A 24,483-nucleotide genomic window follows, 5' to 3' on the forward strand; every position below is an offset into this window, starting at 1 on the left:
TCCCCCCAGTCTGTTCAAGACGGCAACAAGCTTCACATTTGCTTGCTTTGCCGTCTTTTTTCATTAGGCACACTAAAGGCGTAACCACTTTTCTATACGGAGGTGCTTTATGCCTGCTTTATCTCAAGCTCAACAAAAAGCTGCCGGTGCTGCCTTGTCGGCCAAACGCGGTGAAACGCCCCTGTCCAGCCTGAAAGGGGCGTCGATAGAAATGTATAAAACCCTGAGTGAAGGCGAGCTGGAAGAACTGGCCAGTACCGATACGCCACGCCGCAATCTGCCTGAACGCAAGACCTGATCAGACCGCCTGCACGCGTACACCGCTTTGTTCAAAAGCCTGGTGCAAACGCTGGGCAAATTCAGCCGCTCCCGCCTGATCCCCATGCAGACACAAGGTATCGGCAGACAAAGGCACTGTTTTACCGGACAGGCTGGTAACGGTGCCTTGTTCTATCATCTGCATCACTTGCTGCACGGACTGATCAGCGTCGGTAATCATGGCACCAGCTTGCTGACGGGGAGTCAGACTGCCATCGTCCTGATAGCTGCGGTCGGCAAAAACCTCCTGGGCGACTTTCAAGCCTGCATCACGCCCAGCCTGCACCTGAACACTGCCTGCCAAGGCATACAGAATCAGACTGCGATCAATATCCGCCACCGCCTGGGCAATCGCTTTTGCCAATGCCCCGTCGCGGGCGGCCATATTGTAAAGAGCCCCATGGGCCTTGACGTGGTGTAGCGCCGCACCCTGGGTACGTGCAACGGCAGCCAAGGCCCCCACCTGCACCACCACCATGTCATAGACCTGCTCGGGCGTGACGGTCATGACCCGACGGCCGAAACCGGCCAAATCTGGCAAACCCGGATGTGCGCCCAGCTTCACGCCGTGCTTCAGTGCCAAAGCCACCGTCTGACGCATGGTGCCCGGATCTCCGGCATGAAAGCCACAGGCGATATTCACCGACGTCACCCACGGAATCACCTGCTCGTCATGACCCATGACCCAAGGGCCAAAACTCTCGCCCATATCGCAGTTCAAATCAATACCTAAGCTCATGGAGTTCCCTCTGATAATCCATCCAATCTGCCTGCGGCCTGGGCAATACAACGCCGGAACCACAGCAGCTCTGCCGCATTATGCGTGCGGGGATGCCAGAGTTGATAAAAACGCATCAGCGGAAAGTGAACCGGACAGGGCAAGACCGTAATAGGCAGAATGCGGGCATAGTACTCGGCAAACTGGCGGTTGGTGGTAAACACCATGTCCGTGCGACTCAAAATCCCCGGTACCAGGCCGAAATACGGCACCACCATCTGTACCTGACGGCTGATGCCCTGCTCGGCCAGACAACCATCAATAAAGCCGCGCTTGTCTGTCACATGGGCTGAAGGGGCCAGATGCGGCATTTCCAGATAATGCTGCAAAGACAGCCCGCGCTGCGCCAGCGGGTGATGGCGGCCCAGCATACAGACCACTTCATCATCAAACAGGCGCGCCAGATGCAGCTTTTCCGGCGGTTCCAGCCAGTTGCCGATCACCACGTCCAGCTCGCCCTCTTCCAGGGCCTGCACGTAGTCCAGATCCGGGTTGATGGTATGGACCACCAGCCGGGCCTGCGGTGCCTGGCGGCGTACCCGCTCGGCAATATCCGGGATAAAAGCGCCATCCAGATAATCCGGTGCGCCCAGATTGAAAACCCGGGTAGACTGACTGGGATCCATAGGCTCTGCGGTAGCAGAAATTCGCTCGATAGCTTGCAGGGCTTCCGTGGCATGTGCCAGCAAAAAGGGACCGCGCTCGGTAGGCACCATCCCCTTTTTACCGCGCAACAAAATTGGATCGCCCGTGATTTCGCGCAAGCGCCGCAAGGCATTGCTGACGGCTGGCTGGGACATGCCCAAGCGGATAGCCGTACGCGAGACGCTATGCTCTTTGAGCAGCGACTGCAACACCCGCAGCAAATGTAGGTCTAGTTGTTCTCGTAATTTTGGCATGGTCTAAATAATACAAGCGCTGGCCCCTGCCGTTGATCCGTGTAGACACTCATACGCTTATATAGTGAACATCATGACAAGCGAATGTTCGCGTCCTAAGCAAATGCTATCTTCGATCCGTAAAAAACCAGTCGAGTGAGATCATGGAGACAAGACCAATTCGTTTTATTTTTCGCGGCCAGGTACAAGAGGTAGCCCAAGCCCCCACCACGCGAACCGTTTTACAGTATATACGTGAGGACCTGCACTGCACCGGCACCAAAGAAGGCTGTGCCGAGGGTGACTGCGGGGCCTGCACCGTCATGATTGGCGAACTGGACCAGAACAATCAATTGCAATTGCGGGCCGTGAACGCCTGTATCCAGTTGCTGCCCACACTCGATGGCAAGGTGCTCTACACCATTGAGGATCTGCGCCAGGACGACGGCACTCTGCATCCGGTACAACAGGCCATGGTGGACTGGCACGGCGCCCAATGCGGCTTTTGTACGCCGGGCTTCATCATGTCCCTGTGGGGCCTGTACATGAAGCATTCGCCCGAGGACGGCCCGGTTTCCCGTGAGCAGATCGACGATGTGCTGTCGGGCAATCTGTGCCGCTGCACAGGCTACCGCCCCATTATTGATGCCGCCAAGGCCATGCACAGCTACCCGGCCGTCGGTATGGACCGCCCATCCATTGAAGCGCAGCTACGCGCTATTCGTCAGGACGGCATGCTGGCCTATGAATATCAGGGCCAGACCTTCCACGCCCCCCGCACACTGGACCAGTTGGCCCAATTGCGCGAGCAATATCCGCAAGCCCGCATTCTGGCTGGCAGCACGGATATCGGCCTGTGGGTCACCAAGCAATTCCGCGATCTGCCGCATCTGATCTACATCGGCCAGGTCGCCGAACTGCGCGAGTTGAAAACTACCGAGGACGATCTCTACATTGGCGCAGGCGTGCTGCTGAACGACGCTTTTGATGCGCTGATCAAAGACCATCCCGAATTGACAGAACTGCGTCAGCGCTTTGCCTCCTTCCCTATCCGCAACGCCGGTACCTTGGGTGGCAACGTGGCCAACGGCTCGCCCATTGGCGACTCCATGCCTGCCCTGATTGCCATGCGTACCCGTGTGGTTCTGCGCAAAGGCGCGGTAGAACGCGTCATGCCTTTGGAAGACCTGTATCTGGCCTACCAGAAAACCGCGATGGAACCGGGTGAATTCGTGCAGGGCCTGTATGTGCCGCGTGACAAGGGCCAATGGCAATTCCGCACGTACAAGCTGTCCAAGCGTTTCGACCAGGACATTTCTGCCGTGTGTGCCGCCTTTGCGGTGGAACTGGATGGCAAAATCGTCAAACAGGCTCGTATCGCCTTTGGTGGTATGGCAGCCACCCCTAAACGTGCCAGCCACGCCGAGCAAGTGCTGCAAGGCCAGGAATGGAATGAAGAGAACGTGCAAGCCGCCATGCAAGCGCTGCAGCAGGACTACCAGGCCCTGAGCGATATGCGTGCCAGCAGCGAATACCGCAATCAAAGTGCGGCCAATTTGTTGTATCGCTTCTTCCTGGAAACCCACCCTGAACACGCTTTGAGTCCCGCCCAGTTGAATGTCTTTCACCGAGCTCAAGCCAGCCTGGAGACTTTGTGATGAAAATTGACAGCATCGACCACCTGAACACCGCCACCGCGCAACGAGTCGGCGTGTCCTTTCTGCACGAATCCGCAGACCTGCACGTGAGCGGCACCGCCACCTACACGGACGATTTGCCCGAATTGCAGGGCACAGCCCATATTGCGCTAGGCATGTCTGAAAAAGCCCATGCCCGCTTGCTGAGCGTGGATCTGGACGCTGTACGTCAGGCACCCGGCGTCATTGCCGTGCTCACCGTTGCGGACATTCCCGCTGCCAATAACTGCGGCCCAATTCTGCACGACGACCCGATTTTGGCCGATGGCATTGTGCATTACTTTGGTCAGCCCATCTTTGCAGTGATTGCCAAATCACACGATCAGGCACGCCGTGCTGCTCGTCTGGGCAAGATCACCTATGAAGAGCTGCCTGCCATCCTGACTCCTCAAGAGGCCAAGGCTGCTCAGGTCGGTGTGCTGCCACCCATGCACCTGACCCAAGGGGATGCCCAAAAAGCGCTGGAGGCCGCCCCGCATCGCCTGAAAAGCACCTTCCAGTGCAATGGGCAGGAACAGTTCTACCTGGAAGGCCAGATTTCCTACGCCGTCCCCAAAGAATATGGCGCAGTCCATATCTGGTGCTCCACCCAGCACCCCTCCGAAATGCAACAGCTAGTGGCGCACTGCCTGGGCGTCGGTGCCCACAAGGTGCATGTGGAATGTCGTCGCATGGGTGGCGGTTTTGGGGGCAAAGAATCCCAGTCCGCCCTGTACGCTTGTGTAGCCAGTGTGGCTGCCGTCAAGCTGCAACGCCCGATCAAGCTGCGTCTGGATCGTGACGACGACTTCATGATTACCGGCAAGCGTCACGGCTTCTACTACGAATACGATATTGGCTACGACGACGAAGGCCGCATTCTGGGCGCCCGTCTGGACATGACGGCCAACTCGGGTTTCTCGGCCGACTTGTCCGGCCCGGTTGCCACCCGCGCCATTTGCCACTTCGACAATGCCTATTATCTGTCCGATGTGGAGATGAGCGCGCTGTGTGGCCGCACCAACACACAGTCAAACACGGCTTTCCGTGGTTTTGGCGGCCCGCAAGGCGCTTTGGTGATGGAAGTGGCGCTGGATACGATTGCCCGCCGCCTGGGCAAGGACCCTCTGGATATACGCCAACTGAATTTCTACGGCAAAGAAGATCGCAACATCACCCCGTACGATCAAACCGTTGTCGATAACGTCATCCACGAACTGGTTGGCGAGCTGGAAGCCACCAGCGAATACCGCCAGCGTCGTGAACACATCCGCGAATTCAATGCCAGCAGCCCGATTCTGAAAAAAGGTCTGGCTCTGACTCCGGTAAAGTTCGGTATTTCCTTTAACGTGCCTGCCTTTAACCAGGCGGGTGCTCTGGTCCACGTCTACCGTGACGGTACCGTGCTGGTGAACCACGGCGGCACCGAAATGGGCCAGGGTCTGAACACCAAGGTGGCCCAGGTCGTCGCCCATGAACTGGGCCTGAACCTGGAGCATATCCGGGTAACCGCAACCGATACCACCAAGGTCGCCAACACCTCGGCCACGGCGGCCTCCACCGGCACTGACTTGAACGGGAAAGCAGCTCAAGACGCGGCCTACCAGATCCGCCAGCGCTTGACGACCGTTGCCGCCCAACTGTTTTCCGTTGAAGAATCCAGTGTGAAGTTTGAACGTGGCCAGGTCGAAATCGGCGATCAGACCATGCCCTTCTTCCAACTGGTTGAGCATGCGTACCAAGCCCGTGTACAGCTCTGGTCTGACGGTTTTTACGCCACGCCAGGCCTGCACTGGGACTCCAAAGTCATGAAGGGCAATCCCTTCTACTACTTCTCCTATGGCGCTGCCGTAGCCGAAGTGTTGATCGATACGCTGACCGGTGAATCCCGCCTCTTGCGCGCGGATGTGCTGCACGATGTGGGCAAATCCATCAACCCGGCCCTGGATATTGGACAGGTTGAAGGCGCCTTTATTCAAGGCATGGGCTGGCTGACAACAGAAGAATTGGTGTGGAACGCCCAAGGCAAACTCACCACTCATGCACCGTCGACTTACAAAATCCCGGCCATCAGCGACTGCCCCGTGGACTTCCGCGTGAACCTGTTTGACGGGCGCAACGCCATGGACTCCATTCACCGCTCCAAAGCCGTGGGTGAGCCGCCCTTGCTGCTGCCCTTCTGCGTCTTCAACGCAATCCGCGATGCGGTCGCCAGCGTAGGAAACTACCAGATCGAGCCAGAGCTGAACGCTCCCGCAACTGCCGAAGCCGTCATGCGAGCAGTCGCGGCTATTCGTCAAGCGAAATGAGTAGCTGGCCCTCTCTTGCCCTCGCCCGCCTGAAAGCGGGTGAGCGGCTGGTTTTGTGCTCGGTGGCCTTGGCAAAGGGCTCTACCCCGCGCACTGCTGGCACCGCCATGCTGTTCAGTCAAACAGAGCAATGGCTGACCATTGGTGGCGGGCACCTGGAATGGGTGGCGGCGGAGCAGGCACGCGTCATGCTCAGCCAGTCCTCTGGCCCCAACTGGAGCCTGAGCCGTCTGCCGCTAGGCCCCAGTCTGGGACAGTGTTGCGGCGGAGTGGTCACCTTGCTGTATGAAACTCTGGGCCCCGAAGACTTGGAGTGGCTGGAAGAGCTGGATAAAACAGTGCGCGCCGGACAAGCCAGCAGCCGCCGTTCTCAACTGCTGTCTGACGGCAACAAGCAAGTGGATATCCAAAGCCCTTCCATCGTGGACGAGTCCCGGCTTGACTACGATGGTTCACAAGGCGTCTGGATGGAAGACCTGCCGCCCCCTCCTCTGACTATCCTGTTGTTTGGCGCTGGTCACGTGGGCGAGGCGCTGGTACAGATTCTAGGCACACTGCCATGCCGGGTGCTGTGGATAGACGAACGAGCCGAACTGTTTCCGGCTCAGGTGCCTGATAACGTCAGCCTGGAAATCACCGACATCCCCGATGCCCTGATTGAACAAGCCCCGACCAATAGCTATTTTCTGGTGATGACGCATAATCACGGCCTGGATTTGGCCCTGTGCCAACAAATTCTGCGCCGCCCCGATACGGCCTATGTGGGTCTGATCGGCTCCATGACCAAACGCCGCCAATTTGAGCGCCGCCTGCAACAGCGCGGCATGCCCGAATCCCGTATCCAGGAACTGGTCTGCCCGATTGGCGTACCCGGTATCAAGGGCAAAGCCCCTGCCATTATTGCCGTGGCTGTCGCCGCCGAACTGCTGGCCCATGCCTATCAAATGGGCCAGCTCAGTCGCTGATGCGACCCCGACTTCAAGGACACTATGACTACCTCTTTACACTCTGCCTGTGCTTACCGTGCCCAACTGCTGTACTTTGTAGCGGACCCAGCCACGCTGGAAGATCCTTCCGAAGCCGTGCGCTATCACAGTGATGGTCTGCTGCTGGTTAACGAACAGGGCCAGATCCAAGCCTGTGGCGACTGGTCCGAACTGTCGCGCAGCCTGCCTGCCGGTACAAAGACCGTGGATCTGAGCGGCAAAATCATCATGCCCGGCATGATCGATACCCACCTGCACTTTCCGCAAACCGATATTATTGCCTCCCCTTCCAGCGGCTTGCTGCCCTGGTTGGAAACCTACACCTTCCCGACTGAAGGCCGTTTTGGTGATAGCGAACATGCTCGCGAAGTCGCTGGCGTCTTTCTGGACGAGTTGCTACGCAATGGCACCACTACCGCCCTGGTTTACGGCAGTGTGCATCGCCAATCCGTTGACGCTTTTTTTGAAGAAAGCCACGAACGCAATCTGCGCATGATTGCAGGCAAGGTCATGATGGACCGTAACTGCCCCGACTATCTGCAAGACACGGCAGAGTCCGGCGCACGCGACTCGGAAGACCTGATCAAGCGCTGGCACGGCAAGGGCCGCCAGCTCTACGCACTCACCCCCCGTTTTGCCCCTACATCCACCCCGGAACAATTGGCCGCTTGCGGTGAACTGGCCCGCGCCTACCCCGATGTCTTCCTGCAAACCCACGTGGCAGAAAACAAGGACGAAATCAAATGGGTAAGCGAGCTGTTCCCCAAGAATCGCAGCTATCTGGACGTGTACGACAGCTTTGGCCTGCTTCGCCCCCGTGCCATTTACGGCCACAGCATCTGGCTAGATGAGCAGGACCGCGCCCGCATGCACGATACCGGCAGTATCGCGGCCCACTGCCCCACCTCCAATCTGTTCCTGGCTTCCGGCTTGTTCGACTTCCAGTCGATTCGCCAAAGCAAGGTTCTGCACACCCTGGCCACCGATGTGGGGGGCGGTACGTCTTTCTCCATGCTGCGCACCATGAACGAGGCCCATAAAGTGGCCCGCCTGAACAACTACCACCTGACCGCTGCCTCCATGTTCTACATGGCCACCGAAGGCGCCGCCCGTGCGCTGGACATGCAGGGCCAAATCGGTACGCTGGCTCCAGGTGCCGAGGCTGACTTTATTGTGATGGACCCCAAGGCGACGCCCTTGATGGCTCGCCGCAGCACCATGCTGAACTCGCTGGAAGAACAATTGTTCATGCTGGCCCTGCTAGGTGACGATCGCTGCATTCAAGCCAGCTACAGCGCAGGCCGCTGTGTGCATCAGCGCGATCACTAAGCCCATCTGAAACGGGTTCCTGCCTGGCAATTTCAACTATTAAAACCACTGCCAGGAACCCTCTTCTGCCTACTCAAAAAAGCATCTACACGCGTTTTGTGATTTAACGCGGATTTTACGGCGCCAGCGATACATTGATCCCGTCAGTAGGGAGCCAGCCCGGGCTCCTTCCTCTTCTTGGCGAGATTTCACTATGTCCGGCACATCTACACTGGTGCAACGCAACTCCCTGTTCTACCTGTTAACGCAGGTCGTGGGGGTGACTTTTTTATTTCTTTGGCTGGCCAGCCTGACGCAGAACTGGTCTCCACTCAACCCCTTATTGGCCTCCAGCCCGCAGCCCGGCCATATGGCTCATGAAATGAAAGAGGCTCAAGGCCTGCTGACCGGCCTGATTGCCGCTGCTGGCTTGTCTTTTGCCGCTTGGAAGCTGCTTCGTTTGCGCGGTCAGGATGGCTTGTCAGGCAAACGCATCCTGCTCCTGGGCACCAGTCTGTTTCTGGCCGTCCCTTTGCTGATGCTGTTCCTGCAAAGCTCCGCCACCTCTCCGGAGCTGGAGTCCGTCTATCGCTGGATGCCAGAGATCAAGCCTTTGCTGGAAGTCGGCGCAGTTCTGGCGGTCGGTGCTGGTTTGCTGCATTTGTACTTTGCGGGCTGGGCCCTGAACCAGGCTCGTCTGCGCTGGGGAGGCCTGCTGGCCGGTCTGGTGTGCGCCTTTTTGCTGGGTCTGCTGGAAGCTGATCAGGAACGTATCAAGCTGACCCAAGTGTTTGCCTCCTTGGCCATTGTCTGGCTCTTGGGCAGCATTGCTTTTTACCCCCTGATCGTGAACCCCAAGCGTTGGTCAGCCTCCCACAGTGAGCGGGCCACGGTAGAAGAAGCCTGGGAACACCTGGCCAGCATCCAGGTACAACGCCGTCGCACCTTGGGTGTCTTTGGTGGCCTGATGGTGGTGATCCTGCCGTTCTTTGCCTCCACCTGGGCCGCCGATTCGCTGGGGTTCCAGTTCACCCGGATGGCGGGTCTGGCTTTGGTGCTGATCGCCGTCCTGGGCCGTTGCTGGTGCATGCTGTACCTTGGCGGGCATAAAGGCTCCAGCCTGATTAGCCAAGGCCCTTACTCCATCAGCCGCAACCCCCTGTACCTGTTTTCACTTTGCGCCGTCATGGGCATGGGAGCGCTCTCGGGCAGCCTGCTTCTAGGCCCTGTGCTGGCCCTCTTTGTGTACGCCGTCTTTAATAATGTGATCGACGAAGAGCAAGTTCTGCTGCAAAAAGTCTTTGGCAACAGCTATCAGGTTTACTGCCAGCGTGTCCCCCGTCTGGTCCCGAATCTGCGTCTGTGGAATAGCCCCAAAGAGCTGCAAGTCTCTCTGACAGGTCTGGCCCGTACTCTGCGCGATGCCCTGCCCTACTTCCTGATCTGGCCTGTCTTTGCCCTGGCACAGTGGCTACAAATCCACGGCTGGGTCCCCGTACTACTACGTCTACCCTGATTAAGCCCAGGTGCAGTAAGCTGAACAAGAACTGTCCCAACCAAGTGGAACAAGCTGTCATGCGTGTTTTGATTGTTGAAAACGATACGACCATTGCCGAAAACCTGTACACCTATCTGGAACTGAAAGGCTTTGCCGTGGATGCCGCCTACGACGGCAATGGCGCGCTGACGCTACTGCAAGAGCAGGATTTTGATGCTCTGATCCTGGACCTGGGCCTGCCGGGCCTGGACGGTTTTGGGGTACTGCAGGCGCTGCGCCAGTCCAGCCAAACGCCTATTCCCACTCTGGTTCTGACCGCACGCAGCCAATTGGAAAGCAAGCTCACCGCCTTTGACCTGGGGGCAGACGACTACCTGATCAAACCCTTTGCTCTGGCCGAGGTCGAGGCCCGGCTCCGGGCTTTGATGCGCCGTGGGCCACCCCAGGTCCAACATGGCTCCCTGCATTGGGACAGCCTGGAATACAACCTGGATACAGCCCTGGTTACCGTCAAGGGACAAGACCTGCACCTGAGCTTCAAGGCCCGCCAACTACTGGAAGCCTTGCTACGCGACCCACAAGCCATTCTGACCCGTCGGGCACTGGAAAAAACACTGTGGCCCCTGGGTGCGCCTTCACCCGAGGCCTTGCGCAGCCAAATCCATCTCTTGCGACGCGCCTTGTCCGATGCCGGAGCAGGCTCCATCGAGACCTTGCCCGGCATGGGCTGGCGCTTGCAAAAGGATCAGTAATCAATGGCAAAAACCCTGCGCCGAAGCCGCTTCATGAGCACCCTGACACAACGGGTGTCCTGGGCCTTGACCCTGATTGCAGCCTTGCTGGTCATCATTATGGGTGGACTGGCCTATGTCGCTTTTGCACGCATGGAAGACGAAATGGTCAATGCCATGCTGATCTCCTACGCCCGCAACCCCACCTTGCTGCCAGACAGCGCCTACGACCGCAGCGAGGCACTGGGGGCCGAGCTGGACAGTTACTGGTTCTTGCCGGGCCAGGCTCTGGATAATCTGCCCGAATTTGCCCAAGTCCCCAAACCGGGCATTTACGAATTTCATATAGGCAGTGATACCTGGCACGTGCTGCGCCAGGACCAGGAGCAAGACCACTTGTATCTGGTGTATCGCGCCACCCCGCATGAAGACCGGGTGCGTGAATTTGGTCTGATTCTGCTGCTGATCGGTTCCGCCACCATTTTGCTGGTCTTTTTACTGGGTCGCCGCGTCGCCCGCCATGCCGTCGCCCCCATGCTGACCTTGTCCCGACACCTGGAAAACTGGGCACCGGGCCGCTCGGGCTTGCCCGAGCATCAGGACGATGAAGCGGGACGCCTGATTCGTGCCTTTAACCGCATGCAAGAGCAAGTTGAAGAGCTGCTCACCCACGAACGGGAATTCGCCGCCAATCTGGGCCACGAACTACGCACGGGCCTGACCGCCATACGCAGCGATTGCGAACTCTTGCTGCTGCAACTGCCCGAAGGCTCCCAACAGCAGCGCCTGCAGCGCATGATGGTCCACGCCGACGCGGTCACCGCCAGTCTGGATGCGGCAGAAAGCCTGGCCTATACCGCAGAGCGCCATGTCCGCGAGGTGGAGCTTCACGAACTGGGCCAACAAACCTGGCAGGCCGTCGCACTGCTGGACGCCGATAGCAGCAAAGTGCGGTGGAGTAATTTGCTGCCCGACACCCTGATCTACACCCTGGACCCTTATGCCTTGTCCATGCTGCTACGCATCCTGATGCGCAACGCCATCGACCATGCCGCCCCCTGCAAGCTGCAATTAAGCTGGATTGCCCCCTCTGTACTCGCCCTGCAGGACGACGGCCCAGGCATAGCCACGCAAGACCAGATCCTGATTTTTGAGCGCCACTTCAGTCAAGGTAAACAACTGGCGACAGGCTTGCGTGAACAGGGCCACCGAGGCATAGGCCTGGCGCTGGCACGCCAATTGGCCCTGGCCCAGGGCTGGAGCCTTAGCGTCCAAAGCGGAGCGAATGGGAAAGGCTGTGTTTTCATGCTGGATCTTGATCCGTCATAAGCCTGTTTGAAGTCAGACTGATACGCCCTTTCCAGGACCGGCTCAAGACACCGTATTCACCGCTGAAACTGAGCTCTCGTAAACCAGGATGGCCGCAGCCAGATCTTCCAAAGCGGTCCCCACCGCTTTAAAGACCGTGCGGCCATCTAAGTCCTTCCGGCCTTCAACCCGCTTGTTCACCAAATCCGCCAGGTCTCCGACCACATCACCCGGCGTAAAGACGCCACGCGACATAGGCCCCAGTAGCTCCCCACTCTTTTGCAGTGCCTCTTGCGTATCGATATACAGACGCGCATGACTGAAGCACGCATCATCGGCTTCTCGCATCTGCGGGGTGAAGCTACCAATCAGATCAAGGTGACTACCGAAACCCAGCAGCGCACCACGAATAATCGGCTCGGTAGCCAGCGTCGCACAACTAACAATGTCAACCTCGCCCACGGCGCTGTCCAAGTCTGATGCAAGCCGTGCATCAAAGCCTTGCTGGCTCAAACTTTTTACCAGCCTCTGCGCTGCCGTCACATCCCGATCCCACACCAGCACCCGCTCAATAGGCCGGACAACTCGGTAGGCTTCCGGGATCAGACTGCCCACACGCCCACACCCCACGACCAGCAGGCTCCGAGCCGCTGCAGGAGCCAGGTAGGCGGCAGCCAATGCCGATGCAGCCGCCGTTCGGCGAGAGGTAATTTCATTGCCGTCCAGTAATGCCAATGGCTCACCCGTCTTGGCGTCATACAGCAGATAACTGGAATGCAGGCCTGGCAGGCCACGTTCAGCATTGGCGGGGCAGATAGCAACTGTCTTAATACCCAAATATCGGTCTCCTTGCCATGCAGGCATGATCAGCAAGGTTCTGGGAGACGCCTCATCCGTCTCATGCAGTGAGTGAGTATGCCGCAAAGGAACGTGACAACCCGTGATGAACATCTGTTCCAGCGCGGGAATCAAACGATCAAAAGAAAGCGCCTGCCGTGTGTCCGCCGTATTAACAATTTTCATAGTAGTCATGTGTTTAAAAGGGAATGAAGGTCTGCGCGTCCTCACGCATCCAGGACAACATCCTCAATAGGAATCGCCTGACAGACCAGACAAACGCCTGGATCCTCTGGTTCACCACCATGAAGGTGACGTACCTTGCCAGAAACCAAACGCACCGCACAGCTTTCGCACTGCCCCACCCGACAACCGCTAGCCATCTGCAAACCCAGCGATTCAGCAAAGCTCAGCAGGGTCCCTTGCTGAGGCCTCCACTCCACGGCATCGCGGCCCGAGCGTAAAAAGCTGACCTTGAAACGCTGATCACCCTGCGGAGGTTCAGTAGGCGAACGAAAAATTTCGCTAAAGATGTCAAAACGGGGAACACCCCGCTCCACCAGTCCGGCGGAAACGATATCCATCATCATAGGAGGGCCACACATATACACCCGCGCACGCAATTCGATCAGCCTGTCATCGACCACACTGGCGTCGATATAACGCTGCTCCGTGAAATCGATTCCCTCCCGATCCCCTTCAAGCGGCGCGGCGTAATAGTTGAGCACCTTCAACTGAGGCAGACGGGACTGGTGATACAAGATGCGCTCACGAAATGCATGTGTGCGACTATTTTGGTTGCCGTAATACAGCCAGATTTCCGGCCCTTCCGCCCCGTTTGGCAGGGACTCCAGAAGACTGATGAAAGGCGTGATACCAATGCCACCCGCAAATAGACAAAGCGGCTGCTGGGATTGACGCGGCAAAACCCAGCCTCCGGAGGGCGCGCGCAGCGACACCACGTCACCCAGGCGGAGTCGACGATGCAACAGGCCAGACATGCGGCCCTCAAAGGGCACACCATCAGGCGATAGCCCCTTTTGATGGCGGACAGCGATACTGTAGCTGCGTCGATGAGGGACTTGAGCCGCAGCAGTCAGCGAATAGGCCCGCGACAAGGCGACTCCACCCCCTCCATCCCACTGAATTTCGATATGTTGCCCTGGTCTAAAGTCCGGCAACTCCAGCGCCTCTACAGACTCAAAATGAATACCCAGAACTCCCTCCGCTTCCGGATGCAATCTGCTGACTTTGAAATCACGATAGCCCGCCCATTTGCGTTGGCGCGCCTGAGTTTCAGGGTCCAGCTCCACATCACAGAGAAAAGAGCGCATGGGCACAGAACCACTGACAGGATCATGGTGGTCGGCAGAGATCAAGGTATTGAAATTGCTAGATTGAACACCCTCAATGGGCAGGTCCGGGCGGTCCAGCTCCGGACAGCTTTGCCACCAGCCGAACTCCGCCACAATCAGGTTTTCAGCGAGTTGTGGCGTGATACGGGCAACGAATCGTGCCTTGCCTAGACGGGTGCTGATGTGTATCCAGTCTCCATCCAAAATCCCTTTCGCATTCGCCAGCACAGGGCTCAACTCAGCGACCGGGTCTGGAGCGCGTTTACGCAGCGACACCAGACTGCGGTGCTGACTATGACAATAAAAACCGTTTTTAGCCGAGCTCAACACATAGGGAAAGCGCCCCTGCTGCGTCGCCTTAAGATCATGTGGTGTATCGGCTGGCTCAATAAAATTGGGCAGGGGCGGTTGGGAATGCTTCAGCAGCCTCTCTGAATAGAGTTCAACCCGCCGCGTCGGCGTATCAAACCCTCGCACTCCCTTTACGGTGGCACGCGCATACTTTCTTTCACTGGCATCAATAGGATAGGCAATACCCTGCGGCTGCTGCCGCAGTTGTTCCACCGACAGGCCCAAGGGCCCCAGAATATGATTCCACCCAGCATCCAGGCTACCCCCGAAGAAATCATCCCTCATGCCCAGTCGGCAGGCCAGGTCAAAAACGACATCATTGTCGGATCGTGACTCGCCTTGAGGCGGCACCATACGCTGACGCAGTTGCACCCACCCTGCAGCCCGATCAGTAATCTCAAAGCCGACGCGCAGGCCCTCACGCTCCCAGGGCGTATTGATGGGTAGCACAATGTCCGCATACTTGGCTGCTGGCGTCTCAAACAAATCGCAGTGCACATAAAACTCAAGCTGAGAAAGCGCCTGCTGCGCTTGCGCCGTGTCAGCCTGCGATACCAGCAAGTTCGTGCCAAACGCCAACATTCCGCGTACCTGGTACGGTTTTCCCTCCAGAATGGCCCGGTACGTATCGCGTGCTGTCACCCAACCTTGGGCGGGTGGGCCAATAGGCCGCTCATCAATCCCCAATGCCTTCATACGCTGACGATCAGCCAAAAGGGAAAGTGGATTCACTGACTGAGTAGGCGGCCCAATGCGCACTCGGTTAGCCCCTATACGATCAAAACTCCCAGTTAGTGCATACAAGCAGGCGACTGCCCGCTCCGTCTGCGTTGCATTGGAATGCTGTCCAATGCCCGTCCAGGCGTGATAGGCAATGCGGGCGCTGGACGCGAACAGTGCAGCAGCGGCACGCAAGGCCTTTTCCGGCACACCACTGATACGCTCAACCTCCTTTGGCTGATAGGCGGCACTGGCCTGAGCCAGCAGTTCAAATGCAGGATGGCAAAGAAGCCCTGCGACCTTTTCGGTATCAATTGAAAAAGTACCCCGCAAGCAAAAATGCTCACCACCTTGCTCCTGGGCGCTTTGCTCGGTGTCATACGGCACCGCACACTGATGCGCATCGCTCCACACTACATAGCGGTTCTGCCCGGCATGAGGCCAAAGGTCTTGCTCTCGTAAAAAATGCCCGTTATCGCTACGGACCAACAAAGGCCCGTTCGTCCAGTCACGGACAAATGCCTTATCGAAGCCCTCGTCACGTAGCATCAAGTGCATCAGGCCAAGCGCAACCGCCGCATCCGTGCCTGGGCGTACCGGCAGCCACACCTCGGCCTGGCGCGCTAATGCCGTTGGCCTAGGGTCAACCACAATCATCCTGGCCCCTTTTGCCCGCCCCTTGCCAATTGCATTGGCCTGCGCCAACCAGGTATTGGTGGGGTTGTGCCCCCACAAGACCATCAGATCTGCATTGGCATAATCAGCCGGTGGCATGCCACAACCAAAGGTAAAAGCATGCGCATAGTCCTTATGCCAATTGCACACCTCGGTTGCGTAGCAAATATTGGGACTACCAAACAGGCGGACAAAACGCTCAATCCAGTCGATGCTGTCACTGAGCGAGGTTCCACTGGGTGTCGTCACGGCAAACACGACCGCCTCCGCGCCGCTCTCGGACTTGATTCGGCCTAGCTGTTGCGCTGTCTCCGAGAGCGCCTCCTCCCAACTGATGCGCACCCACCCAGGATCAGCACTGCCTTTGGGCTGGGTGCGTCGCATCGGATAGTGCATGCGATGAGGGCTATGCACCATTTCAGGTGCCGACTTCCCCTTCATGCACATGGCCTCCCCGGTCGGATGCGACGGGTCGGGACGTACGGAAATCAAGCTTTCCCCACGCACCTCGTTGACCGTGCCGCAACGCGAACGACAAAGCGTGCAGTATCCCTGTTTGAATTCAGTTGGTATCACGATGAATCACACTCCCTCTGAATCAAGGCATCACAGGAGGGATGTAGGTCAAGGTACGCCCAAAGAACCAGAGCATGAACAGGACCAGCGGTGCATGCACCAGCAACTGCAAAAAGGTGAAGCCAACAATGTCGCGGGCTTTCAAGGCCAGCACTCCGAGCAGCGGCAACATCCAGAAGGGATTGATCAGGTTGGGCAGCGCCTCAGCCGCGTTATAGACCTGGACGGCCCAACCCAAATGTACCTTCAGTTCATTCGCTGCCTGCATGACGTAGGGGGCTTCAATAATCCATTTCCCACCACCCGAGGGGATGAAAAAGCCCAAAACTGCCGAATAGGCTCCCATCATCACTGCAAAAGTCTCTGTGCTGGAGATGCTGACAAACAAATGTGCAATACGGTCGGCCAGGGTCACTCCCCCGGCCCCCTTGGCGGCCGTCAACATAGCGGCAATGGCGCCGTACAAGGGGAACTGAATAATGACGCCTGCTGTAGAGGGGACTGCACGCGTTACCGCATCAAGAAAGTTGCGTGGACGCCAATGGAGCAACAAACCCAGCAAGAGGAACAAGAGGTTATAGGTGTTCAGCCCGGAGATTGCCACCAGAGGACTCTTGGCAATCAGCTCTTGTGCCAGCCAGCCAAAACCAAGAGCGCACAGAAGAATGGTCAGAATGGGGCTACGTTCAAACCATTCGCCCGGACGCCGGGTGGTGGATTCTTTATCAGCCGATTTGAATTCCGTCAGGTCCACACCCAGCTCCTGAGCCGTCACCGCCTTGGAAGCCGTTGGAGCGGACAGAAACGCAATCAGCACCGATACCGTGATCAGAATCACGGCCATGACCATGGACTGCCATAAAAAAATGGTCTGGCCGAATGGGATCACCCCGGTAATATCGAGAATGCTTTTAGGCAGACTGTCCGGATTAGCCTGCAACTGTGCGGCTGAAGAACTGAGACCCAAGGCCCACGTGCCACCCAGGCCCAGATACGCGGCGGCGCCTGCTGCGCGGTAATCCAGCCGCAAATCAGAACGACGTGCCAGGGCCCGTGCATAAAGCGCACTGAAAATTAATGACACCCCCCAATTGAACAAGGACAAAATCATGCTGATGGCCGCAACGCAAGCGATGCCCTGTCGGCCAGAACTGGGTACCGCAGCAAGGCGTTCAATAAGGCGGGCGGCCAGCGGCGAAGTCGCCACCACGTAACCACCAATCGCCACCAGAGCCATTTGCATCGTAAAAACGATCAGGCTCCAGAACCCGTCACCAAAGGCCTTGGCAACTGCTTGCGGGCTGGAGCCATTAACCATAGCCGCACATGCCACAACAACCACGGCAATCGCGGCAAACACATAAGCATCAGGAAACCAGCGCTCTGCCCAGGCCGTAAAGCGCAAACCTAGTCGACTAAGAACACCAGACTGACTGTCCGTATCGCCAGGCGCATGAGAAAGAGGTGTACCCCGCCCTATCCCGGCAGGGACTTTTGATGAAGATTGCATGAGTGTCTCCGTATATTGGAACTGTTGGCGTTCCTTGTTGCACATCGACAAACGGTGTGCTGATGGGGATCCTAGCAATCGTCATGTGATATTCATAATCCTTTAAATCTATGCAGTGATATAGAATAAATCTATGCAAATCACGATCAAACAACTGGAGCACTTCGTCGCTGCCGCCCAAACGGGGCAGGTTTCTCGGGCTGCCCAGCGTTGTTATGTCAGCCAGCCCTCGCTCACCACTTCCTTGAAAAACCTGGAATCTTTTCTGGGGGTGCAACTCTTTAGCAGGCATTCTGCTGGCTTGCGGCTGACCTTGCACGGCGAAGGCTTTCTGCGGCATGCCGAGCACATACTGGCATCCCTGGAAATGGCGGTCGCAGAGACCAAGGACGCTATTTCGTCCGTAGAAGGCTCAGTGAAACTAGCCATTACGGACACAGTCTCGGAGTACATGCTGCCCAAGATTATCGGTGCCATGCGCCGCCAACTCCCGCAGGTTTCCTTTGAGCCGGTTGAACGTAACCGCCTTCAAATCGAGCACGGAGTACGAGACGGCGAATTCGACCTGGCTGTCGTTCTTGTCTCCAACTTGACGCGCCGCTCAGACCTTCAGCAAGAACGACTACTGAAGTCCGAGCGCCGACTCTGGACAGCGCTGGATCATCCCTTGGCGACGCAAAGCTCTGTCTCCTTGCAGGAACTGGCTGATCAGGCATTTATCTTGCTGGATATGGATGAGCATGTGGCTACCGTCAATCGCTACTGGAGCGCAGCAAAGCTCAAGCCCAAGGTCGTTTTTCGTACGAAGTCCATTGAGGCGGTGCGCAGCCTGGTGGCCCAGAATGTCGGGGTCACTATTTTGTCAGACCTTGTTTTCAGGCCTTGGTCCCACGATGGCGGCAGGATACGCAGAACGGCCATGACCAGTGGCGTGCCCTCCATGGATTTGGGCCTGATTTATCGGCATGAGGCCCAGATGTCCAAAGCAGCCCTGGCCTGCGCCAACACCTTGCGTTTGCTGGCAAAAAGCGTTCTACGCGAATCCCATCTGATGACGGAAGGGAATGTGCAAGTACCCGGAAATTGAGCCCTAAAAGGCCCGCGCCAAACAAGCTGATCTGAATAAGCAATGCATAAAAAAACACCCCAAATGTCGGAGAAAACTCCAACTTTTGGGGTGTGATTCAGAAGGCCGGTTTTACTACCGACCCCGGCTGAAGAGCTAAAAACTTACTGGCTTTCCAGGAAGCTCTTCAACTTGTCAGCACGGCTAGGATGACGCAGCTTGCGCAAAGCCTTGGCTTCTATTTGACGAATACGCTCACGCGTTACGTCAAACTGCTTGCCCACCTCTTCCAGAGTCTGGTCGGTGCTCATCTCGATACCGAAACGCATGCGCAGCACTTTGGCTTCGCGTGGCGTCAGGGAATCCAGGACATCTTTCACCACATCGCGCATGGAACCGTGCAAAGCGGAATCCGATGGCGAAACGGTGTTGTTGTCCTCGATGAAATCGCCCAAGTGGGAATCGTCATCGTCACCGATAGGCGTTTCCATGGAGATAGGCTCTTTGGCGATCTTCAGGATCTTGCGAACCTTGTCCTCGGGCATGTCCATCTTCTGGGCCAGGGTTGCGGGATCGGGCTCGACGCCGGTTTCCTGCAGAATCTGACGATTGATACGGTTCATCTTGTTGATCGTCTCGATCATGTGAACCGGAATACGAATCGTGCGGGCCTGGTCAGCGATCGAACGCGTAATGGCCTGACGAATCCACCACGTTGCATATGTGGAGAATTTGTAGCCGCGACGGTACTCGAACTTGTCCACTGCCTTCATCAAGCCGATATTGCCTTCCTGAATCAGATCCAGGAACTGCAAGCCACGGTTGGTGTACTTCTTGGCAATGGAGATCACCAGACGCAAGTTGGCCTCGGTCATTTCGCGCTTGGCTTTACGTGCCTTGGCTTCGCCCGTGGTCATGCGTTTGTTGACTTCTTTCAGGTCCTTCAAAGGCAGCACAACGCTGGTTTGCAGGTCGATCAGTTTTTGCTGAACTTCCTGAATCGCAGGGATATGGCGTTCCAGAATGGAGCTGTACGCGTGACCAGCAGCCACTTCCTGAACTACCCATTCCAGATTGGTTTCGTTGCCTGGGAAAGCCTTGATGAAGTGTGCACGTGGCATATCAGCACGGTCCACACAGATGGTCAGGATTTCGCGCTCGTGCTGACGCACAATAGCGACCTGCTCACGCATGGTGTCGGCCAGCTTTTCCACCATTTTGGCGGTAAAGCGAATACCCATGAATTCGTTCAGGATGGTTTCTTGCGCCTGCACATAGCCCTGGCTCTTGTAACCGTCCGTCTCGAAAGACACGCGCATCTTGTCAAACCATTCGCCAATAATGTCGAATTTCTTGAGGGATTTGTTGCGCAGGTATTCGATCTGCTTGCTGCTCATGCCGCCAGCGGGACCTTCATCCTCGTCGTCAGCCGTCACACCCGAACCGGCGTATTCTTCGCCATCGTCGTCCACCAGACCGTCAACCACTTCGTCGATCTGCATGACGCCTTCGCGTACACGCTGAACGTAGGCCAGGATCTCGTTAACTGTGGTTGGGCAAGCGGCAATCGCCATCACCATGTGCTTGAGGCCGTCTTCGATACGCTTGGCGATTTCAATTTCGCCTTCGCGGGTCAGCAGCTCTACCGAGCCCATTTCGCGCATGTACATACGCACTGGGTCAGTCGTGCGACCAAAGTCGGAATCCACTGTGGTCAGTGCAGCTTCAGCTTCGTCCTCGACGTCGTCGTCGCTGGATGCCATGGGCGCGTTATCGCTCATGAGCAAGGTATCAGCGTCGGGAGCCTGGTCGTAGACCGAAATACCCATGTCACTGAAGGTGCCGATAATGCCATCAATGGCTTCGACATCGACCAGATCGTCAGGCAGGTGGTCATTGATTTCGCTGTAGGTCAGGTAACCCCGATCCTTGCCCAGCTTGATCAGTGCCTTGAGGCGATTGCGGCGGGCTTCCTGTTCTTCAGGGCTGAGCTGGCCACGTACACCGAACACGTCTTTTTCGGCTTTGGCACGCTTGGCACCACGTTTGGCCACCGGTTTGAGATCAGGAATGACCTCTTCTTCGCCCATTTCGTCGTCATCGACAAAGTCAATACCGTCGTTATTGGCATTTTTTGCGGGACGTCCACGGCGACCGCCGGTAGCGGCTTTAGCGGCCGTTTTCTTGGCAGCCGCTTTTTTGGCTACCGTTTTTTTCGCAGCAGCCTTTTTAGCGGCTTTCTTGGCAGGCGCTGCGCCTGGCTCTCCACTTTCGTGAAGTTCATCGAGCTCTACCGAGCTTGATGCCCCTGATTTTGCTGTCGCGGCCAAGGTTTTCTTAGCAGACCGAGAGACCGTCGTCGAGGTTTTACCAGTCGTTTGAGTCATATTTTCTTCCATAGACGCCATTTACCCCTGTGGCACTAAATATGTAGCCACCGAGTCGTACAGGCAAGAGCCTGATGATGAGCGTGTCCACAACCGGCTTGCTCCTGGGCGTGTTGCGCGAGCGAACCCTAAGTCATTTAATCCCTGGCTCATGGGCTCAAGGCATAAGGTGGTTCACAATCCGCTAACCCGCCGCATTTGCTCGCGTACCAGTTTTAACCCCCTGGCCGGCCACAAACACAACACATAACCCAATATTTTACTTCACTTGCCGAGTATAAGCAGCATTCAACAAAGCAATACGGCGTGTCAATTCTTGATAACGCTGACGCTGTTCAGGCTCTTGCAAGCCCGTAGCCACCAGTGCCGACTGCTCTGCTTTGATCGCATCCAGTTCAATGCGATGCAGCGCATCCCGCCATTCGCCTTGAGGATCGGGCAATTCTTCTTCGCCCAACAGCTCCGTAGCCAAGGCTTCCAGTACCGGGGCCAGGTCGGACTCGGGGTCCACGGCCTCCAGTAAAGCGCCTGCGTGACGCGCCGAGCTGGTATTGCTTAAGGCAATCAGCTCTTGCACTAATCGTAAGTGGGGACTTTGCGCCAAAATTTCAAGTTGTTGATCGCCAAGCCCGCCCACCAAGGTGGGATGCCCGATCAGCAAGCGCAGCAAACGCTTGGCCATCGGGGTCACGGCACGGCTGCCGCCCACGACTGCGCGTTCGGTCCGCTGGCGATTATTCTTGCCTTTGCCACGAGCGGCGGCAGGCCGTTCCTGATATTGTTCGGGCTGCGAATGCCAGTCCGGTTCGTCCTGCCAGCCTTCCATTGGCAGACTGTCGGCAAACGAACCGTCAAAGCCGTCCTCAAATGGCTCCATGCCATCCGACGACGGTGCAGGCTGCACCGGCACGGGTGGCCGGGCAACCAAACCATCCTGAGCCGGAGGCGTATCGACCACAGGCCGACGCACGGGTTCAACCGTGCTCAGGCGTTGTGCCAATTCGTCCGGGGTCAGCAAGACCATGCGGGCAAATTCATGTTGAATCTGCACTTTCAAGGTGCTGTCAGCCAACTCCAAGAGCAAGGGCAGCGCTTCATGCACGCAAGCAGCACGGCCTTCTGCCTCGTCCATACGATGGCGGGCAGCCAGCTCGTCCAGGAAGAAGCGCGACAAGGCGGGCGCTTCCTGGGCTTGCTCGCGAAACGCGACCGCACCGTGTTCACGGACAAAAGAGTCAGGATCGTGATTGTCCGCCAGGAACATGAAGCGGATGGACACATCGTCACGGACTAGCGGCAAGCAGGTATTGAGCGCACGCCAGGCGGCTTTGCGCCCTGCTCCGTCACCATCAAAGCAAAACACCAGCCGGTCGCTGGCGCGCATCAATTTGGTGATGTGATATTCAGTCGTCGCGGTGCCTAAAGTCGCCACGGCATTGTGCAAGCCATGTTGCGACAGCGCCACCACGTCCATATAACCTTCAACAATCAGGACAAAGCCTTCTTTGCGTATGCCCTGACGTCCTTCCCACAAGCCATACAGCTCGTGACCTTTGGAAAACAGCGTGGTTTCTGGTGAATTCAGGTACTTGGGCTCGCCCTTTTCGATCAGACGGCCGCCAAAGCCAATAATATGGCCCTTGCTGCTGCGGATCGGAAACATGACGCGCGAGCGGAAGCGGTCGTAGCGACGACCATCCTCGGACTCGATGACCAAGCCCGATTCAACCAGTTGCTTGTCTTCATACTGCGGAAATACAGCCGATAGTCCACGTCGCTCCGTGCCTGTCCAGCCCAAGCCGAAACGGGCAGCCGTCTCCCCATCCAGGCCGCGACGTTTTAAATAGTCGATAGCAATGGGAGATTGTTTTAGCTGACGTAGGTAATGCCCCTGGGCCGTCTCAAGAATGAGATGCTGGCGCGACAATTCGTCTTTACGACGGGCATCGGCAGCACGTTGACGTGGGGTGCGATCTGCTTCGGGCACGGTCATCCCGACGGAACCAGCCAAGCTGCGTACCGCCTCAGGGAATGAAGCCCCTGTGTGTTCCATCAGGAACGAGATTGCCGATCCGTGAGCGCCACAACCGAAGCAATGGTAAAACTGCTTGGTGGGACTGACTGTAAATGAAGGGGATTTTTCGTTGTGAAAAGGGCACAGGCCAAGCAAGTTGGCCCCGCCTTTACGCAACTGCACATATCGCCCGACGACATCTACGACGTCGACACGGGCGAGCAGTTCCTGAACAAAAGATTCAGGGATCAATACAAGCGTGGAGGCAGTTGCTGGCTGCGGATGCGTTTGTAGTGACGCTTCACGGCGGCAGCGTGCTTGCGCTTGCGCTCAGCCGTTGGCTTTTCGTAGAATTCGCGCGAACGCAGCTCGGTCAACAGACCAGTTTTTTCAATAGTGCGTTTGAAGCGGCGCAGAGCAACTTCAAAGGGTTCGTTTTCTTTCAGGCGAACAATGGACATGTAATCCCTGACCTTTGTAAAAAGAGTTAGCGTAACAGATAGCCCAATATGGTAGCACGATTGCAGGCATACACCAAGCAAGGCGCCATCAGGCTATCCACCAATTATCTGAATGCCAGCGATCAAGCCTGGCCAGTACCCTTGCGGATCCAAGCATCTAGCTGATGAGGGCGAATGCTATCGTAGTCCTCAAAAGGCTGATGAATCCAGGGATTTGTGGGCAACTTGGACACGTAGTAGTCCGGGTCGACCTGGGCGTGGCCTTTCCACCACAAAACGGCGGTTTTCAGCTCGGTGATCGCGGGAAACTGTGCACGCAAGTGATCACGCACACGCATAAAAGTCTTGCCCGTATCGACCATATCATCGACCAGCAGCACATTACCATCCAGGGTGCCACGAGTAATGGTGATGTATTGCGCAATATCCAGATCACCCTGTTCGGTACCGGCGGCTTCTCGATAGCTGCTGGTGGCCAAAATGCCCAGGGGAACATCATAGATACGCGAAATAACGTCTCCCACTCTCATGCCGCCTCGTGCCAGGCAAACAATTTTGTCGAACTTCCAACCTGACTCGTGAATGCTCAGGGCCAATGTTTCAATCAGGCGATTGTATTGTTCCCAGGAAACCCATTCATCAGTATCGCTATTTGGGGGCAGACTCATATGTATTCCAGATATAAATGCAATAGCTGCGCCTTTCATACCCGCAAAACAAGAGTCTGGTAGGCCGCGCAGC

18 protein-coding genes are annotated in these 24,483 nt (G+C 56.9%); 9 read left to right on the forward strand and 9 right to left on the reverse strand.

Features of this window, described 5'->3' with window-relative positions; genetic code table 11:
* Positions 1–109 precede the first annotated feature (109 nt).
* Positions 110–298: a DUF3008 family protein gene (locus tag OSH09_RS05340; RefSeq protein WP_207875111.1), complete on the forward strand. Its 189-nt coding sequence runs from the start codon at positions 110–112 to the stop codon at positions 296–298.
* On the opposite strand, the gene OSH09_RS05345 is transcribed toward OSH09_RS05340, so the two are convergent.
* Both OSH09_RS05345 and OSH09_RS05350 read right to left on the reverse strand, forming a co-directional pair.
* Positions 299–1,057, reverse strand: a complete 759-nt coding sequence (locus OSH09_RS05345; RefSeq protein ID WP_266120386.1) for a LamB/YcsF family protein — start codon at positions 1,055–1,057, stop codon at positions 299–301.
* Positions 1,054–1,995 (reverse strand): LysR family transcriptional regulator, encoded by a 942-nt coding sequence (locus OSH09_RS05350; RefSeq protein ID WP_042481505.1) that lies wholly within the window; start codon positions 1,993–1,995, stop codon positions 1,054–1,056. The genes OSH09_RS05345 and OSH09_RS05350 overlap by 4 nt, the downstream gene beginning before the upstream one ends.
* Positions 1,996–2,138: 143 nt before the next feature.
* Between OSH09_RS05350 and xdhA the strand changes: the two genes are divergently transcribed.
* The 7 genes from xdhA (at position 2,139) to OSH09_RS05385 (ending at position 11,811) form a co-directional block, all read left to right on the forward strand.
* A complete protein-coding gene (xdhA, locus tag OSH09_RS05355; RefSeq protein ID WP_207875113.1) occupies positions 2,139–3,632 on the forward strand; it encodes a xanthine dehydrogenase small subunit in 1,494 nt (497 codons plus the stop codon).
* Entirely contained in the window at positions 3,632–5,959 is a 2,328-nt protein-coding gene (gene xdhB, locus OSH09_RS05360) for a xanthine dehydrogenase molybdopterin binding subunit (protein WP_266120387.1), read from the forward strand. Before xdhA ends, xdhB begins: the two co-directional genes overlap by 1 nt.
* Entirely contained in the window at positions 5,956–6,924 is a 969-nt protein-coding gene (gene xdhC / locus OSH09_RS05365; protein WP_266120388.1) for a xanthine dehydrogenase accessory protein XdhC, read from the forward strand. Before xdhB ends, xdhC begins: the two co-directional genes overlap by 4 nt.
* 24 nt (positions 6,925–6,948) lie before the next feature.
* The gene (guaD, locus tag OSH09_RS05370; RefSeq protein WP_266120389.1) at positions 6,949–8,274 is read left to right on the forward strand and encodes a guanine deaminase; all 1,326 of its coding nucleotides are present in this window, start codon (positions 6,949–6,951) and stop codon (positions 8,272–8,274) included.
* A gap of 193 nt (positions 8,275–8,467) precedes the next feature.
* Entirely contained in the window at positions 8,468–9,769 is a 1,302-nt protein-coding gene (locus OSH09_RS05375; RefSeq protein ID WP_266120390.1) for a methyltransferase family protein, read from the forward strand.
* Between the two features lie 59 nt (positions 9,770–9,828).
* A complete protein-coding gene (locus tag OSH09_RS05380) occupies positions 9,829–10,503 on the forward strand; it encodes a response regulator transcription factor (RefSeq protein ID WP_266120391.1) in 675 nt (224 codons plus the stop codon).
* Positions 10,504–10,506: 3 nt separating this feature from the next.
* Positions 10,507–11,811, forward strand: a complete 1,305-nt coding sequence (locus OSH09_RS05385) for a sensor histidine kinase (protein ID WP_266120392.1) — start codon at positions 10,507–10,509, stop codon at positions 11,809–11,811.
* A 42-nt stretch (positions 11,812–11,853) separates the two neighbouring features.
* On the opposite strand, the gene lhpI is transcribed toward OSH09_RS05385, so the two are convergent.
* Genes lhpI through OSH09_RS05400 form a run of 3 tightly spaced genes read right to left on the reverse strand, consistent with a single transcriptional unit; the run spans position 11,854 to position 17,814 of the window.
* Entirely contained in the window at positions 11,854–12,813 is a 960-nt protein-coding gene (gene lhpI, locus OSH09_RS05390) for a bifunctional Delta(1)-pyrroline-2-carboxylate/Delta(1)-piperideine-2-carboxylate reductase (protein WP_266120393.1), read from the reverse strand.
* A gap of 41 nt (positions 12,814–12,854) precedes the next feature.
* The gene (locus OSH09_RS05395) at positions 12,855–16,301 is read right to left on the reverse strand and encodes a molybdopterin-dependent oxidoreductase (protein WP_266120548.1); all 3,447 of its coding nucleotides are present in this window, start codon (positions 16,299–16,301) and stop codon (positions 12,855–12,857) included.
* Between the two features lie 25 nt (positions 16,302–16,326).
* A complete protein-coding gene (locus tag OSH09_RS05400; RefSeq protein WP_266120394.1) occupies positions 16,327–17,814 on the reverse strand; it encodes a short-chain fatty acid transporter in 1,488 nt (495 codons plus the stop codon).
* A 133-nt stretch (positions 17,815–17,947) separates the two neighbouring features.
* On the opposite strand from OSH09_RS05400, the gene OSH09_RS05405 reads away from it, so the two are divergent.
* Positions 17,948–18,901 (forward strand): LysR family transcriptional regulator, encoded by a 954-nt coding sequence (locus OSH09_RS05405; protein WP_207875122.1) that lies wholly within the window; start codon positions 17,948–17,950, stop codon positions 18,899–18,901.
* Positions 18,902–19,044: 143 nt separating this feature from the next.
* Here OSH09_RS05405 and rpoD read toward each other — a convergent pair whose 3' ends face one another.
* The 4 genes from rpoD to OSH09_RS05425 form a co-directional block, all read right to left on the reverse strand.
* Entirely contained in the window at positions 19,045–21,267 is a 2,223-nt protein-coding gene (rpoD, locus tag OSH09_RS05410) for an RNA polymerase sigma factor RpoD (protein WP_266120395.1), read from the reverse strand.
* Positions 21,268–21,526: 259 nt separating this feature from the next.
* On the reverse strand, positions 21,527–23,533 hold the full coding sequence (dnaG, locus tag OSH09_RS05415; RefSeq protein ID WP_207875124.1) for a DNA primase: 2,007 nt from the start codon (positions 23,531–23,533) through the stop codon (positions 21,527–21,529).
* Positions 23,530–23,742, reverse strand: coding sequence for a 30S ribosomal protein S21 (gene rpsU / locus OSH09_RS05420; RefSeq protein WP_003799344.1), 213 nt, complete (start codon positions 23,740–23,742; stop codon positions 23,530–23,532). The genes dnaG and rpsU overlap by 4 nt, the downstream gene beginning before the upstream one ends.
* A 122-nt stretch (positions 23,743–23,864) precedes the next feature.
* The gene (locus OSH09_RS05425; protein ID WP_189390842.1) at positions 23,865–24,410 is read right to left on the reverse strand and encodes a phosphoribosyltransferase; all 546 of its coding nucleotides are present in this window, start codon (positions 24,408–24,410) and stop codon (positions 23,865–23,867) included.
* Positions 24,411–24,483 lie beyond the last annotated feature (73 nt).

Origin of the sequence: Alcaligenes parafaecalis (assembly GCF_026344135.1) — a bacterium.
GTDB classification, from domain to species: domain Bacteria; phylum Pseudomonadota; class Gammaproteobacteria; order Burkholderiales; family Burkholderiaceae_B; genus Alcaligenes; species Alcaligenes parafaecalis.

What these genes read in the sequence shown, in the direction of transcription:
- OSH09_RS05340 (WP_207875111.1), top strand. Translation starts at nt 110, where the DNA reads ATGCCTGCTTTATCTCAAGCTCAACAAAAAGCTGCCGGTGCTGCCTTG.
- OSH09_RS05345 (WP_266120386.1), bottom strand. Translation starts at nt 1,057, where the DNA reads ATGAGCTTAGGTATTGATTTGAACTGCGATATGGGCGAGAGTTTTGGC.
- OSH09_RS05350 (WP_042481505.1), bottom strand. Translation starts at nt 1,995, where the DNA reads ATGCCAAAATTACGAGAACAACTAGACCTACATTTGCTGCGGGTGTTG.
- xdhA (WP_207875113.1), top strand. Translation starts at nt 2,139, where the DNA reads ATGGAGACAAGACCAATTCGTTTTATTTTTCGCGGCCAGGTACAAGAG.
- xdhB (WP_266120387.1), top strand. Translation starts at nt 3,632, where the DNA reads ATGAAAATTGACAGCATCGACCACCTGAACACCGCCACCGCGCAACGA.
- xdhC (WP_266120388.1), top strand. Translation starts at nt 5,956, where the DNA reads ATGAGTAGCTGGCCCTCTCTTGCCCTCGCCCGCCTGAAAGCGGGTGAG.
- guaD (WP_266120389.1), top strand. Translation starts at nt 6,949, where the DNA reads ATGACTACCTCTTTACACTCTGCCTGTGCTTACCGTGCCCAACTGCTG.
- OSH09_RS05375 (WP_266120390.1), top strand. Translation starts at nt 8,468, where the DNA reads ATGTCCGGCACATCTACACTGGTGCAACGCAACTCCCTGTTCTACCTG.
- OSH09_RS05380 (WP_266120391.1), top strand. Translation starts at nt 9,829, where the DNA reads ATGCGTGTTTTGATTGTTGAAAACGATACGACCATTGCCGAAAACCTG.
- OSH09_RS05385 (WP_266120392.1), top strand. Translation starts at nt 10,507, where the DNA reads ATGGCAAAAACCCTGCGCCGAAGCCGCTTCATGAGCACCCTGACACAA.
- lhpI (WP_266120393.1), bottom strand. Translation starts at nt 12,813, where the DNA reads ATGAAAATTGTTAATACGGCGGACACACGGCAGGCGCTTTCTTTTGAT.
- OSH09_RS05400 (WP_266120394.1), bottom strand. Translation starts at nt 17,814, where the DNA reads ATGCAATCTTCATCAAAAGTCCCTGCCGGGATAGGGCGGGGTACACCT.
- OSH09_RS05405 (WP_207875122.1), top strand. Translation starts at nt 17,948, where the DNA reads ATGCAAATCACGATCAAACAACTGGAGCACTTCGTCGCTGCCGCCCAA.
- rpoD (WP_266120395.1), bottom strand. Translation starts at nt 21,267, where the DNA reads ATGACTCAAACGACTGGTAAAACCTCGACGACGGTCTCTCGGTCTGCT.
- rpsU (WP_003799344.1), bottom strand. Translation starts at nt 23,742, where the DNA reads ATGTCCATTGTTCGCCTGAAAGAAAACGAACCCTTTGAAGTTGCTCTG.
- OSH09_RS05425 (WP_189390842.1), bottom strand. Translation starts at nt 24,410, where the DNA reads ATGAGTCTGCCCCCAAATAGCGATACTGATGAATGGGTTTCCTGGGAA.